The 12,876-nt window shown below is 56.7% G+C and carries 14 protein-coding genes and 4 tRNA genes; 5 read left to right on the top strand and 13 right to left on the bottom strand.

Annotated elements, in window-relative coordinates:
- Positions 1–80 precede the first annotated feature (80 nt).
- From AC1D2Q_RS16520 to AC1D2Q_RS16510, 3 genes are all read left to right on the top strand, one after another.
- A complete protein-coding gene (locus tag AC1D2Q_RS16520) occupies positions 81–815 on the top strand; it encodes a DUF899 domain-containing protein (protein WP_477813878.1) in 735 nt (244 codons plus the stop codon).
- Positions 816–1,296: 481 nt separating this feature from the next.
- On the top strand, positions 1,297–1,569 hold the full coding sequence (locus tag AC1D2Q_RS16515) for a hypothetical protein (RefSeq protein ID WP_028939944.1): 273 nt from the start codon (positions 1,297–1,299) through the stop codon (positions 1,567–1,569).
- Positions 1,570–1,804: 235 nt separating this feature from the next.
- Positions 1,805–2,998: an IS4 family transposase gene (locus AC1D2Q_RS16510; RefSeq protein ID WP_477813877.1), complete on the top strand. Its 1,194-nt coding sequence runs from the start codon at positions 1,805–1,807 to the stop codon at positions 2,996–2,998.
- A 146-nt stretch (positions 2,999–3,144) separates the two neighbouring features.
- Here the strand turns inward: AC1D2Q_RS16510 and AC1D2Q_RS16505 are convergent, their stop codons facing one another.
- The 9 genes from AC1D2Q_RS16505 to AC1D2Q_RS16465 all read right to left on the bottom strand — a co-directional run bounded on the left by AC1D2Q_RS16505 (position 3,145) and on the right by AC1D2Q_RS16465 (position 8,854).
- Positions 3,145–3,435 carry a nucleotidyltransferase domain-containing protein gene (locus tag AC1D2Q_RS16505; RefSeq protein ID WP_477813876.1) on the bottom strand — a complete coding sequence of 97 codons (291 nt, stop codon included), beginning with the start codon at positions 3,433–3,435 and terminating at the stop codon, positions 3,145–3,147.
- Entirely contained in the window at positions 3,432–4,079 is a 648-nt protein-coding gene (locus tag AC1D2Q_RS16500; RefSeq protein WP_477813875.1) for a hypothetical protein, read from the bottom strand. The genes AC1D2Q_RS16505 and AC1D2Q_RS16500 overlap by 4 nt, the downstream gene beginning before the upstream one ends.
- Positions 4,076–4,777, bottom strand: a complete 702-nt coding sequence (locus AC1D2Q_RS16495) for a hypothetical protein (RefSeq protein ID WP_477813874.1) — start codon at positions 4,775–4,777, stop codon at positions 4,076–4,078. The genes AC1D2Q_RS16500 and AC1D2Q_RS16495 overlap by 4 nt, the downstream gene beginning before the upstream one ends.
- Before the next feature lie 153 nt (positions 4,778–4,930).
- On the bottom strand, positions 4,931–5,347 hold the full coding sequence (locus tag AC1D2Q_RS16490) for a hypothetical protein (RefSeq protein ID WP_477813873.1): 417 nt from the start codon (positions 5,345–5,347) through the stop codon (positions 4,931–4,933).
- Between the two features lie 814 nt (positions 5,348–6,161).
- Positions 6,162–6,566, bottom strand: a complete 405-nt coding sequence (locus AC1D2Q_RS16485; protein ID WP_477813872.1) for an SEL1-like repeat protein — start codon at positions 6,564–6,566, stop codon at positions 6,162–6,164.
- Positions 6,567–6,938, bottom strand: a complete 372-nt coding sequence (locus AC1D2Q_RS16480; RefSeq protein WP_007898892.1) for a hypothetical protein — start codon at positions 6,936–6,938, stop codon at positions 6,567–6,569. It abuts the gene before it with no gap.
- Positions 6,935–7,276 carry a helix-turn-helix domain-containing protein gene (locus AC1D2Q_RS16475; protein ID WP_026286335.1) on the bottom strand — a complete coding sequence of 114 codons (342 nt, stop codon included), beginning with the start codon at positions 7,274–7,276 and terminating at the stop codon, positions 6,935–6,937. Before AC1D2Q_RS16475 ends, AC1D2Q_RS16480 begins: the two co-directional genes overlap by 4 nt.
- 112 nt (positions 7,277–7,388) lie before the next feature.
- Positions 7,389–7,844: a YkvA family protein gene (locus AC1D2Q_RS16470; RefSeq protein WP_477813871.1), complete on the bottom strand. Its 456-nt coding sequence runs from the start codon at positions 7,842–7,844 to the stop codon at positions 7,389–7,391.
- 296 nt (positions 7,845–8,140) lie between these two features.
- Entirely contained in the window at positions 8,141–8,854 is a 714-nt protein-coding gene (locus AC1D2Q_RS16465) for an FKBP-type peptidyl-prolyl cis-trans isomerase (protein WP_018925162.1), read from the bottom strand.
- Between the two features lie 269 nt (positions 8,855–9,123).
- Between AC1D2Q_RS16465 and AC1D2Q_RS16460 the strand changes: the two genes are divergently transcribed.
- Positions 9,124–10,956, top strand: coding sequence for a di-heme-cytochrome C peroxidase (locus tag AC1D2Q_RS16460; protein ID WP_477813870.1), 1,833 nt, complete (start codon positions 9,124–9,126; stop codon positions 10,954–10,956).
- Positions 10,957–10,959: 3 nt separating this feature from the next.
- Complete coding sequence (locus AC1D2Q_RS16455) at positions 10,960–12,096, top strand: catalase family protein (protein ID WP_477813869.1); 1,137 nt, start codon at positions 10,960–10,962, stop codon at positions 12,094–12,096.
- Positions 12,097–12,239: 143 nt separating this feature from the next.
- On the opposite strand, the gene AC1D2Q_RS16450 is transcribed toward AC1D2Q_RS16455, so the two are convergent.
- The 4 genes from AC1D2Q_RS16450 to AC1D2Q_RS16435 form a co-directional block, all read right to left on the bottom strand.
- Positions 12,240–12,316: transfer RNA gene (locus AC1D2Q_RS16450), tRNA-Asp, on the bottom strand.
- Between the two features lie 19 nt (positions 12,317–12,335).
- Positions 12,336–12,411 (bottom strand) — tRNA-Val (locus tag AC1D2Q_RS16445).
- 198 nt (positions 12,412–12,609) lie between these two features.
- Positions 12,610–12,686 (bottom strand) — tRNA-Asp (locus tag AC1D2Q_RS16440).
- 19 nt (positions 12,687–12,705) lie between these two features.
- Positions 12,706–12,781: transfer RNA gene (locus AC1D2Q_RS16435), tRNA-Val, on the bottom strand.
- Positions 12,782–12,876: the final 95 nt, after the last annotated feature.

Here is a 12,876-nt window from a genome sequence, read left to right as displayed (position 1 = left end):
GGCCAAACGACTAGGCTGTGTAAGACGGTTTAACCCGCAGCGCGGCTCGGTTTCACCGAAGCCTCGCAGGAGAAATCACCATGAACATACAGAATCATCCGGTCGTGTCCCGGGAAGAATGGGTCGCGGCCCGCAAACAACACCTGGCCCACGAAAAAGCCTTCACCAAAGAACGAGACAAACTCAGCGCCGAACGCCGCGCCCTGCCCTGGGTAAAAATCGACAAACCCTACCGCTTTCAGGGCCCCAACGGCGAACTGAGCCTGACCGACCTGTTCGGCGGCCGCAGCCAGTTGATCGTCTACCACTTCATGTTCGCCGCCGGCTGGGACGAAGGCTGCCCCGGCTGCTCGTTCCTCTCCGACCACATCGACGGCGCCAACCAACACCTGGCCCATCACGACGTAGCGGTAGTAGCGGTTTCCCACGCACCGTTCGCCGAATTCCAATCCTTCAAACAGCGCATGGGCTGGAAATTCGATTGGGTCTCGTCCGAAGGCTGCGACTTCAACTACGACTTCGGCGTCTGCGCCCGGGCCGAAGACGTCGCCGCTGGAAAAGCTACTTACAACTACGAAAAAACTGACGGTGTTGAGGAAGAACTCCCAGGGCTCAGCGTGTTTTATCGCAACAAAGCGGGGGAGATTTTCCATACCTATTCCACTTACGCCCGCGGCTTGGACCTGCTGGTTGGCGCCTACAATTACCTGGACCTCACGCCCAAGGGCCGTAATGAAGAGGAGATCATGGAGTGGGTGCGGCATCATGATCGGTATAAGGACAAGGCGCCGGCCAGTTGCTGCCATGGGGGGTAGACCCGCATGGGCCGAGTATGAACACCACCAATCCACTGTGGGAGCGAGCCTGCTCGCGATGACTGACTAACATTCAACATTGATGTCGATTGATACACCGCTATCGCGAGCAGGCTCGCTCCCACGAAGTTGCGTAGTGTTCTGTAGGCCGCGTCCGGTTGCCCAACTGCCGCCAGGCAAACGCCCTACAACAACCTCGGAAACAGTCGTCTTGCACCGCTGGAACGATGAAGCTTATAGTCCGCCCGTCGCCCAAATGGCGATTCAGGTTTGGCGACCTGATTATAGAGAATGCGAAGGCTATCAGCTTAATTGCAGGCGCCAACGCACCCGCAAAGCCGCTATTTATGGCGGCTGTGCGCGGGAGATCTTCGGATCTGCCGGTTTCTCTGTACCGGTTCGCCAACCTGCGTACAGCTGCCACCCTCTCGTTTGGCGACGACTGAGTGACGGCATTAGCCCATCAAACAGAGATCTTCAAATGAATCGATACATGCCCCTCACCGGAATCGACCTGATCCCGGCCTCCCTGCTCATCGACACCCAAGCCCCACTCGACGTCCTGCACGCCATGGCCGACTACCGCATTCGCACCGTCACCCAGGTGCTGGAAAACATCGCCTTTCGCGCCGAGATTGGTTGCGATACGGTGGTGCTGTCCGACTTTTCAAAACTGCTGGCCATACCGTTGCGGGATGGTTGTGATTTGATGGATGTGATTGGCAGGCGATTGCGGGCGCAGGCTGCGGAGTAAATGTAAAACGGGCGACCTATGGGTCGCCCGTTTTACATAGGGAATTCAAATAGCTGAGCGTCTTTACGCAGAAGGCACGCTCGTCACAGGAATGCGTTCCGGAGGCAGGAGAAACGGGGACAGACCCTGAGAAATCCCCGCTTTTTCCTACGAGAAATCAAGAAGTTGGGAATTGTAGAGATCTGCATGGGGCGGCAGCTTGTATTGCACCACACAAAAACAAGATCCCGAACCCATGCAGGCCATCCGATTCTTACACAGCGCGCTCGCTCAAGCACTTCCCACTGTCCATTCTCGTCGTCTGAAAACATTGATGTGTTGTGTCAGCGCATTACTCCAAGGACGTCGGCTCACTCTGACGGGGCTTGGTCGATTCATGTCAGGCAAGGCTTACCCCAAACACGCCATCAAACGAGTAGATCGGTTGCTGGGTAATCGGCATCTGCAAACCGAGCGCTCGCTGTTTTACTGGGTCATGTTGCGAGCCTTGCTGGGGTCGCTGAGACATCCGTTGATCCTGGTCGATTGGTCGCCGATCGATGCGGCTGGAGAGTTCTTTTTGTTGCGCACTGCCATTCCTTTGGCAGGACGTTCGTTCCCCATTTACGAGAGYGTTCATGARCGCGAGGGTTGTCCGAAATATCAAAAACGGTTGYTGCAAACSTTGGCCGAAATGCTCCCCAAAGACTGCGTTCCGATCCTTGTCGCTGATGCGGGTTTTCGCCGGCCATGGATCAAAGCCGTCGAGGCGMAAGGTTGGTATTACGTGGGGCGAGTGCGTAACCGGGACCTTTACCGCAACGACGCACACACTTGGCTGCCGGTTAAAAACCTCTACGCYCTGGCGTCGTCCTCACCGAAATCACTGGGKCAGATCGAGATGACCCAAAGCGCTCCGCACTTCATCCATTTGTACTGCGTCAGGCATTCGGCAAAGGGTCGTAAACACCAGCGTGTCACCGGTTCAATCGCTAAAAACAAACTCAGCAGACAATCGGCTAATCGTGAACGAGAGCCTTGGTTATTGGCCAGCAACCTGCCGGAGGATCAATGGAATCCATCGAGAATCGTGGCCATTTACAAGCAGCGTATGCAGATAGAAGAAGGCTTCAGGGATGTAAAAAACGAGCACTTTGGAGTTGGCGTGGCTCGCCATCGGAGTCACTGCCCGCACCGAATCGAAGTGCTTTTACTGATCTCAGCTTTGGCTAACTACATCATTTGTTTAACGGGGTTGCAGGCCCGTGAAGCGGGTCATGAACATCGCTTTCAAAGCAATAGCCTTAAACGCCGACGGGTGTTGTCGCTGTGGCGGCTGGGTTTGGAATACTGGCGCAGCGGACGCGGCTCGAACTCTCGAAAAACCTTGGAGAGACTTGAGCACGTATCGCGAGCCGAGGTACATCAACAGGCGCAGGCGCTGGGGTAGATTTGTGGGGATCCCTCAGGATCTGACCCCATTTCTCCGGATCCTGAACCTTCTGCCCAAAACACAGATTTCAATCTCAGGCGCATACTTTTCTGCTGCGGAAACCGAAGCCGACTTTTTCAACAGAACCGGCCGAATGTGGCCCTTCAGGGAAAGATTGAGCGGCTACGTTGCACTAGTATCGCGTCCACTTCAGCGGCCTCATCAAAGGTCATCAGAGCTAGATGAAGCGGTAGTAAAAAAGCATCAGGATCTATTGCTTGTCGAAGTGCGTCGGCTTGGTGATCATCCTTGCAGAGAATCATCAAGTCGATGTCAGCAGCGCCCGCTTCGTCCCGGTCGACTGAGCCGAAAAGATGCCACTGAGTTCCTTCGGCCTTCGCTCCGAGATCGACCGCAAGCTGGCGAAGGCTGGTGATTACACGCTGGCGAATCATTTCTTAGCCAGGCGCGACATCAACTCTCCGAACATCAAGGCCTCTGCGCCCATCGACTTGGCAGCTGCGTCTGCTTGGCTAGTGATTGAGCCGTAGCTCGTTGACTTGAGGGCAATATCAAAGTGACCGTAGTACGTTTTGGCGTTGCGTATGTCTTCGGCGCTCATATTGTATGCATCGATAATCGCAACGATGAGGCTTGGGCCGAACTTGCGATCGACCTTAAAAGCCGTCTCGTAGACGTAGGAGACACGGGACACATGTGAGTGCTGATTCATCGCGGTGAAGTAAAAGTCCATGTTTTTTTCCCGATAGCTGCCAGGGTCATGGTAATAGGACGCTTGGGCGACTTCGCGCAGCGTTCCGAACGCAGCAGACGCCGCATGAACGTAATTGATAGCCGCGCCGCTCCACCTTGCTTTAGACGGAATATTCACTACGAACTGAGGCTTGTTGGCGCCGGCGAAGAGAGGCTCAACGTCCGAAAGCTCTATTATATTTTGCACACCGAGGACTGCGACTATGAATGAATCGCCACCCTTGCTCTTGACGACCAAAAAGTCCTCAGGGGTGCGCTCGACAATCTCTAGCTCTTCCTTGGTAACAAGCTTATCGGCGACCCAATTGGTTGCGCTATTGCTCATTCGCTAGCCTCCAAAATCTTGGACAACTCGGTTGGGAAGCGAGAAGCATCTTCCCGATTGCCTTCGATATGGAAGGCTTCCAAGTCGTTAATGTGTTGCCGAAATTGCTCCAGCGTCGCTTTTTCGTCGCCTACAAGCAGGTGGCGATTGGCATCAAGGATCGCGAGCATTCGTCTATTGTTGGGTAGGATGCACGCCAGCATCTTTCGCTTCCACTGCTCGGCCGCTCCGCTCTCCGGATTGTGGGCGGCGTCAATGTGAGGACCGTAGTGTTTGAAGATCGCGTGATTTTCCGCGAGAAGCGGTTCCACCACTCCGCGAGCACTGGCGCGATCGCCGAATTTCACTGCGCCGAAAAGCCCTTGAAGCTTGTTCGCGTGCTCGCGCTTCCAGCTCAGCATAGTCTTGTCTGGAAAGGCGCTCGGTGCCTTGTCCACGATCGTATGGCAGTTGGCGCAGAGCATAACCAAATTCTCGAAGGCTCCGCGCTCCTCAAGACTGAGGTCCGGTTTAGCGCGAGGCCCAGCATCGTTGGCCGCAAATACATGAGCCATCTCAGCGATGTGGACGGACTTGCCTGCCGCATTGATGAACAGCTCATTAGAGCATCCGGGGTTCTGGCAGTAGCCCGCCGATGCAGCGAAGAGTCGCCGCTGTGTTTGCGCATCAGGTGACGCTGCGCCTCTAGAGCACGACATTTTTTTACTCCTGCTTTGAAAGTGTTATCACTATCTTATCGGCTGAAAGCGAGCCGGCCAGAAGTGTGCTTTCGTACACCGCAGAAGGCTTTTATGCCAGTCTGGGCATTCGAAAAATATGTGATGAATTCCACGGTGCCGAGTGCACAAGCATCATGCAGAAGCTGTTGACGGAGTAGCGCATCCAGCTCTTGGGTACGTCCATGATGTACCTTTGTCGCCAGCGCGTTCTTTATCTCGCAGTTCCTGTTGCTTGATAGCTAATTCCGTCAAGCCGATCATCCGCTGATAACGCACTACGTAGACGTTAGCCAAGGTACCCAGTAAGAAGAGACCGATGTTTGCCCCAGCGACAGCTGTCACCCACGTTGATTGTTCGCCCAACTTTTGCAGGCTGACCAAGACAGCTAAGCACCCGGGGACGATGCCAATCTTATCGATTGAGCCGACGACCCAACTAATGCGCTTTTCCAAGAATTGAGCTTCCATTTTCAACGCAAGGAGCCCGAGTTCCAATTCGATCCTGGGAAGCTCAATGAGCAGTGGTAGGTGGCGGCTATCTACGTCCATCGGTTGTGTCACGTTGGCACGAAGGAAGGCTGCGAAAGGTCCGGAGATTACTTCGCGTAGTGTTTGTCGGTGGAACCAAGCGAGCAATATTGGTTGCAACAGAATGGTTAGATAGCCTAGTCCAAGAGCCCCAACGGCGGCGAGCTTTGCCCACGCTGGCCCTCCGAGTTTGACCCACGCCACGAATCCAGCGGCCATCAAGCAAGAGCTGACCAGCCCGATCCAGAAAACGTAACGGGGGATGCGACTACGAGATCTATTCCGCTCTTCAGCACGTATGGATCGCAGTAATCGTTTTTCGTCTTGTTCGATGTTCGCGAGGATGGATAGGAATTGGGACGTTTCCTGTGTCATAAGATACCTGTCTGGCAGTTGACAATTGATGTGGAAAAGGAAGCGCCCCGAGGTGGCTTCCTAAAATCGACACATACTCAGTGAGTTCTGTCTAGCCAGTTACACCCTTCCTCAATCGCGTTGACCGCTGCCACATAAGCATCATTGCCGATTTCAATAGGTTGAAGCACCTTTCTCAGCGACCGCTTTTGGCCGATTCTGTTGAAAAAGTCGGTTCTTCCAGACTCCCCGGATACTGACCGCTGAAAACGCCTTTTTTTGCGCGCCGCTACACGAAATCTGAGTCCGGAATCCTCTGCTCAATGCAAAGATTTTAATCTCAAGCGCGTACTTTTCTACCGTGGAAACCATGGCCGACTTTTTCAACAGAATCGGCCGAAAGCAGCTCGCTCGCCATAGAACGTATAATTGACCATCGTTACGCCCCCACAGCACTTGCTCATCGAAGAACATCGAATCACTACTCAGCATCACCACTCGCCAACCCTTTCAACTTGATCTCAGCCAACGGATGCCCGGCCTTCAAGGCAATACGCCAAAACCGCGCCGCTTCCACCGGATCCGGTGCCTTGCTCGGCGTCCCCGCGAGGCAGATCACGCCAACCTGATACGCCGCCTTGCCATCCCCCGCCAATGCAGCCAGGCGCAGTAGTCGTACGCCTTCCTCGCGAGCCCCAAGACCGACCCCGCGAAAGGTCAGGATGTGGCCGTAGAAGCTCTGGGCGCCGACATCCCCCAGGTTCGCCATGCGCGCGAACTGGCCCTCGAGCCAGCGCCAGCCGCGCGGCTGGCGCACAAACCACGACCAGTGGAACAATCGGCGGGCCAGCCAGTAACCAGTCCGCGCCTTGAGTCGTAGGAACACTCAGGCTTCCGCCGACTCGGGGTACTCGTATTCGAACACCCGCACCACTTCCGAGGCATGCCAGGATGCGGCAGCCACTCCATCGGACGGTCCGGAGAAGCGCCCGAGGCGCTCGACACATTCGAAGAAGCCGGTGCGCGGCAAACGACTGGCGCCCTGGCTGATCACCAGCGAGCTGCGCAGCGGCTGCTCGGCTCTGGCATCCAGCGCGGCCAGGTGCTCAAGGGCGGCGGTCAGGGTTTGCATGGCGGGCGTGGGTAGCTGCAATCGCTCCAGCAATGCCCGATAAGTCAGAAGATGGCGCTGACGGCGCGCCTGATCCAGTTCCCCCAGCAATCCATCCCAATGTTGACGACTGATGCGTACGCTCACGATTCATCCCTCCATCCCGGCACCGTCAATTCCCAGGCGAGGCTGCGGCGAATAGCAGCGTCGGGTTGACGCTCACCGCTTTCGATCAAGGCGAGATATGACGGGCTGATGCCTACCGTGCGGGCAAGCGCCTCAATGGCGATGCCCTTCCCTTCGCGCAAACTGCGTAGTTGATCCAGACCCGGAAGAGTCTGGTCTGATGTGGCCGCGGGACGCACTGTGGCTTCGCGCGGTGGTTGTTCGTTGATGCCTGCTGCTTTCAGTAGAGCCTGATACTGAGCCCATGGCAGAACCGCATATTCTGGTTCGCCTTCGCGTGTAATTATCTGAATATCCATGACTACCCCGTAGGACAACGACACTTAGCGAGTCGGCACTTTTCCTTAGAAGTGTAATCCTAACAGCGGCCAAGGTCGCGGGGGGCATGAATATGGATGATCCTGAATCGGTTCAGTTTTTTTTCGGGCCCTGAAGTTGCAGTTGTTCCGGGGTATCGGGCAGGCGTTCAACCACCGCGAGTTTTTCCGGCGCCTGATGTTTGCGCCAGGCGCGGAAGGCGTTGAGTTCGTCATCGAGGACTTTCATCAGCCAGGCCAGCACGGCAATGTCGTCGAGCATGCCGAACACCGGGATGAAATCCGGAATCGCATCCACCGGGCTCAGGAAATACATCAGGCCGGCCACCACCGAAACTATCGCTTTCGGGCTGATGGCTCGGTACTCGCCACGCCAGTAGGCCAGGCAGAGTGCCTGCAACAAGCGCAGATCGTCCTTAAGTTTGCCCAGACGATTACCTTGGCGCGCGCCTTTGCTGGCAACCGCAAACAGCAGGGTCGGCAAACGACCACGGGCGAGCAGGCGCCCGGCCAGTGGCAGGAAGCGGGCGAAATTCCAGGGCATTTTCATCTTTTCCTCCCACTGAAATGTTATCCACACAAATTGTGGATAACCTTGTGAACAGAGCTATATTTCACCGCTGGAAGCCCCGTTTCACAAGGGTCCTGCTCAGATCGGGCGTTTTTTACTCACATAAAAAAACCCAAGATTTCATTGACTTGGCGCACTGGTCCGTCTAGCTCGGACGCTCTCACTGGCTATGACTGCAGCGTACCGCATCCGTTCGCTTTGTTTACCCTTCACTGAACCCCAGATGCAACAACGCCCCGCATAAGCGAGGCGTTGTTTTTTCGAGCAGACGCGGATTACTTGGCGTCGTCTTGTTTCGCTGGATCCTTGATGCCCAGCAGCTCCAGGTCGAATACCAGCACCGAGTTGGCTGGAATCGCCGGGCTAGGGCTTTGGGCGCCGTAAGCCAGGTCGCTAGGGATGTACAGTTTGTACTTCTCGCCAACGTGCATCAGTTGCAGGCCTTCGACCCAACCCGGAATCACACCGCTGACCGGCAGATCGATCGGGCTGCCGCGCTCGACGGAGCTGTCGAAAACGGTGCCGTTGGTCAGTTTACCGGTGTAGTGAACAGTCACTACGTCGGTCGGCTTAGGCTGTGCGCCATCGGCCTTCTTGACCACTTCGTATTGCAGGCCGGAAGCCGTGGTGACGACACCGGCTTTCTTGCCATTCTCTTCGAGGAATTTCTTGCCGGCGGCTGCCGACTCTTCGCTCATCTTGGCCAAACGCTCTTCGGCACGCTTCTGCAGCGCTGCGAAGGCTTCAACCAGTTCCTCATCCTTCAGTTTCTGTTCTTTTTTGCCGACGGCATCTTCGATGCCTTGGGCTACGGCTTTGGAGTCCAGATCATCCATGCCTTCCTGAGCCAGGCTTTTGCCCATGTTCAGGCCAATGCCGTAGGAAGCTTTTTGCGCCGGGGTTTTCAGCTCTACGCTGGTCTGCGAATCACAACCCGCAAGTACCAGGCCAACCAGGGCCACCGCCGCCGCCAACCGATGCTGTTTCATGCTATTTCCTTGTTCATGCGCCTAAAGGGCAATCGAGTAAAGCCGCGAGCTTATCAGGCGGCCACGACCAATGGCTACCGGCATGAGAGCAGGAAACTTCCGATAAGTTCAGGTGTTTAAACGCATTTCGGGATTAGAAGGATGAAGCTTCTGTCATCTGGCTCTCACAGACCCCGATGCCGGTTCCCACAGCCCTTGGCGTAATGGCCTCTTGCCGCACTTCATCAGCTGAGGCATAAGAGAGGTACAAATTGACAAGGATGTTTATCGTGCGCCTCATAATCCGCTTGCTGATTCTGATCGTAGCACTGCTGGGGCTAGGCCTCGCCGTGGTGCTGTACTACGTCGCCAACCCGAAATTACCGGCCTGGTCACCGGCGCAACAGGTGCATTACCTGGAGCAATGGAGCGCCGCAGACCGCCAGGCCTACTACTTCACGCCCCAAGGCACCCAGGTCAAAGGCTTGCGCTATGACTGGTTCAACGCGCTCGAACTGCCCTTCTCGCAAAAACGATTCGCCGCTCCCGAATACCTCGCACGCTTTGGTTTTCTGATCGATCCGAGCCAGAAAGCCACGCCAGACAACCCTGGCAACCTGCCCGTCGGTTTCGCCCGTCATCAGAATCCGGGCAGCCAGGAAGAGTTTCTGGACATCACCTGTTCCGCCTGCCACACCGGCGAATTGCGTTTCAACGGCCAGGCCGTGCGCATCGACGGCGGCTCGGCCCAGCATGTGTTGCCGTCCAGCGTCCCGACCCTGCGCGGCGGCAGCTTTGGCCAGGCACTGGTGGCCAGCCTCGCCTCGACTTACTACAACCCGTGGAAATTCGAACGTTTCGCGCGCAATGTCCTGGGCCAGGACTATGACGCCCGGCATCAACAGCTACGCCAGGATTTCAAAAGCTCACTCGATACCTTCTTGAAAGTGGCCTGGAACGACACCCATCGCGGGCTCTACCCCACCGAAGAAGGCCCCGGCCGTACCGACGCCTTCGGACGCATTGCCAACGCCAGTTTCGGCGACGCCATTTCGCCGGCCAACTACCGCGTGGCCAACGCGCCGGTGGACTACCCGCAACTGTGGGATATGTGGACTTTCGACTGGGTGCAGTGGAACGGTTCGGCGCAGCAACCGATGGCCCGCAACATCGGCGAGGCCCTGGGTGTCGGCGCCACGCTGAATTTCTTCGACGCCAGCGGGCAGCCCCTCAAGGGCGACGACCGCTATCCGTCCAGCGTCCAGGTGCGCGATCTGCACCGGATCGAACAAACCCTGCAACGACTCAAGCCGCCCGTCTGGCCGGAAGCCTTGCTGGGCACCATCGACAAGCCGTTGGCCGCAAAAGGCCGCGCTCTATTCGCTGAAAACTGCGCCGGGTGCCACGTCCCCCGCGTCACCCAAAGCGACGACAGACCGGTGCACCACCTGAAATTACTGCCCGTGGAGGTGATTGGCACAGACCCCGGCGCCGCCAACAATATTGCCGACCATCGCTTCGATCTGACAGCCCTGCAGTGGGATCCCGCAGAGCTTGCGCAACTGGACGTGCAATTGCATCCAAAACCCACGGAGCCCTTGGATTTGAGCCAGTTGTCAGTGGCCAAGGGGCTGGCCTACGTCACTGCTTTCGTGGGGAACCAGGCCTATCGCGCAGCCAATGTGACGCCGGCGGAGCGGCCAAACCTGGACGGTTTCGGCCTGCCTATCGGTGTCCAGGAATTACGCAGCTATAAAGCCCGACCACTGGCAGGCGTCTGGGCCACGCCGCCGTTTCTGCACAACGGTTCGGTGCCGAGCATTTATCAACTGCTCTCGCCCCAGGATGAACGTGCAACAACGTTCTACAAGGGCACCTTCGAATACGATCCCAAACACCTGGGCTATCGCACCGAAGCCTTCGCCAACGGTTTTGTGTTCGACACGCGTATTACCGGCAATCACAACAGCGGCCACGAATTCCGCGCCGGCGAGCGCGGTAATGGCGTGATCGGTCGCCTGCTGCAACCGCAGGAGCGCTGGGCGCTGCTGGAATACCTGAAAGTGTTGGGCGGCCCGCTGGAGTCGCAATTGCCAGACCACCTCATCAGTCAAAAGGATTGACCCATGCTGATCATGCTCTGGCTACGTCTGGGTGCCTTCCTTGGTAAAACCCTGCTGTGGTTGCTGGGGTTGGGGGTACTCGGCTGGGCGCTGACCATGGCATGGCTCGCCTGGCAACATCGCGGCCCGGTATCGGCCGAAGAACTGATTCCGGACGGCGAAGCGGCGATGACCCGGGACATCATCCAGACAGCGGTGCGGATCGTCGATCAACACCGCGAAAGTACTCGCTATCTGCGCGACGCTCACGCCAAGGCCCATGGTTGCGTGAAGGCCGAGGTTCAGGTGCTGCCGGATCTGGCGACGGCGTTGCGCCAAGGCGTGTTCAGCGAACCCGGCAAAACCTGGCAAGCGACGATGCGGCTGTCCAACGGCAATGCCTATCCGCAGTTCGACAGCATCCGCGATGCCCGGGGCATGGCGATCAAGTTGTTCGATGTGCCGGGTAAACAGTTACTGAGTGACCGACAAGGGCGCAGCGAACAGGATTTCGTGATGTTCAACCATCCGAACTTCTTTGTCAGCGATGTCGCCGAGTACCGTCAGAATGTGGCCGCTCAGGCTGACGGCAAAACGATAATGGCGTTCTTCCCGGCTTGGGATCCGCGCACCTGGCAGGTTCGTCATCTGTTTATTGCGCTGGCGACACTCTCCCCTGCCCCGGCAAGTCCGACCCAGACCACCTACTTTTCGGTTTCGCCGTACAAGTTTGGTGAGGCCAACGTCAAATTCCGGGTAATACCCGATCCGGAGAGCTGCCCGACCTACACGCTGCCCACGCAAAATCAAAACCTGCCGAACTTCCTGCGCAGTGCGCTGAACCAGCAGCTGTCGACTGACCGGGTGCCGGCCTGCTTCGTGTTACAGGTCCAGCGCCAGGATCCGAGCCAATATATGCCGATCGAAGACACTAGCATCGAGTGGCGTGAACACGACGCGCCTTTCGAAACCGTGGCCAAGATCAAGCTGCCCGCCCAGGATTTCGACACCCCGGCGCTGAATCTGCAATGCGACAACCTGTCGTTCAATCCATGGTTCGGCCTTGACGCCCATCGGCCGATTGGCGGGATCAACCGGTTGCGCAAAGCGGTGTACGAAGCCGTCAGCGACTATCGACACAGCCGCAATACCGAACAATAAGTAAGGCAGAAACGAAAAAAGCGACCCGAACAGGTCGCTTTCTTCAGTGAATCCGGCAAAAAGCCAAATCCCAGACAGCAAAAAGCCCGCATTAAGCGGGCTTTCTGTGGTGATCTGGCGTTCAGTGTTCCAGATACCGAATATGGCGCAGCGGACGGGACTCGAACCCGCGACCCCCGGCGTGACAGGCCGGTATTCTAACCGACTGAACTACCGCTGCGCGAAACGCTTGAAACGAATGGTGGGTGATGACGGGATCGAACCGCCGACATTCTGCTTGTAAGGCAGACGCTCTCCCAGCTGAGCTAATCACCCTTCGCTTCGTTACGGGGCGCATTATGCCACAAGTTTTCGTAAAGTGTTGATTTAATTGAAGTTTTTTTCAAAAAAATCCGAAAACCGGTGAAACGACACAACCCGATGGAACAAGGTACAAACTTGAGACAGAAAAAAACCCGCCTCAGCGGGTTTTTCCGTGGTGACCTGGCGTTCAGTGGTCCAGGTTACCGAATATGGCGCAGCGGACGGGACTCGAACCCGCGACCCCCGGCGTGACAGGCCGGTATTCTAACCGACTGAACTACCGCTGCGCTAAACACTTGAAACGAATGGTGGGTGATGACGGGATCGAACCGCCGACATTCTGCTTGTAAGGCAGACGCTCTCCCAGCTGAGCTAATCACCCTTCGCTTCGGTGTGGCGCGCATTCTACGGAGCGACCCAACCTCTGGCAAGCACTTTTTAAATTAATTTTCTCAGGCCTTCCAAAGGCTTAGAGAA

It is taken from the genome of Pseudomonas sp. P1_A1, assembly GCF_056406935.1.
Note: the sequence above shows the minus strand (reverse complement) of the source record. Positions and strands in the feature narration are given on the sequence as shown.

Excerpts from the sequence above, each read along its gene's own strand:
- AC1D2Q_RS16520 (WP_477813878.1), top strand. The coding sequence starts at position 81 with ATGAACATACAGAATCATCCGGTCGTGTCCCGGGAAGAATGGGTCGCG.
- AC1D2Q_RS16515 (WP_028939944.1), top strand. The coding sequence starts at position 1,297 with ATGAATCGATACATGCCCCTCACCGGAATCGACCTGATCCCGGCCTCC.
- AC1D2Q_RS16505 (WP_477813876.1), bottom strand. The coding sequence starts at position 3,435 with ATGATTCGCCAGCGTGTAATCACCAGCCTTCGCCAGCTTGCGGTCGAT.
- AC1D2Q_RS16500 (WP_477813875.1), bottom strand. The coding sequence starts at position 4,079 with ATGAGCAATAGCGCAACCAATTGGGTCGCCGATAAGCTTGTTACCAAG.
- AC1D2Q_RS16495 (WP_477813874.1), bottom strand. The coding sequence starts at position 4,777 with ATGTCGTGCTCTAGAGGCGCAGCGTCACCTGATGCGCAAACACAGCGG.
- AC1D2Q_RS16490 (WP_477813873.1), bottom strand. The coding sequence starts at position 5,347 with ATGGACGTAGATAGCCGCCACCTACCACTGCTCATTGAGCTTCCCAGG.
- AC1D2Q_RS16475 (WP_026286335.1), bottom strand. The coding sequence starts at position 7,276 with ATGGATATTCAGATAATTACACGCGAAGGCGAACCAGAATATGCGGTT.
- AC1D2Q_RS16470 (WP_477813871.1), bottom strand. The coding sequence starts at position 7,844 with ATGAAAATGCCCTGGAATTTCGCCCGCTTCCTGCCACTGGCCGGGCGC.
- AC1D2Q_RS16465 (WP_018925162.1), bottom strand. The coding sequence starts at position 8,854 with ATGAAACAGCATCGGTTGGCGGCGGCGGTGGCCCTGGTTGGCCTGGTA.
- AC1D2Q_RS16455 (WP_477813869.1), top strand. The coding sequence starts at position 10,960 with ATGCTGATCATGCTCTGGCTACGTCTGGGTGCCTTCCTTGGTAAAACC.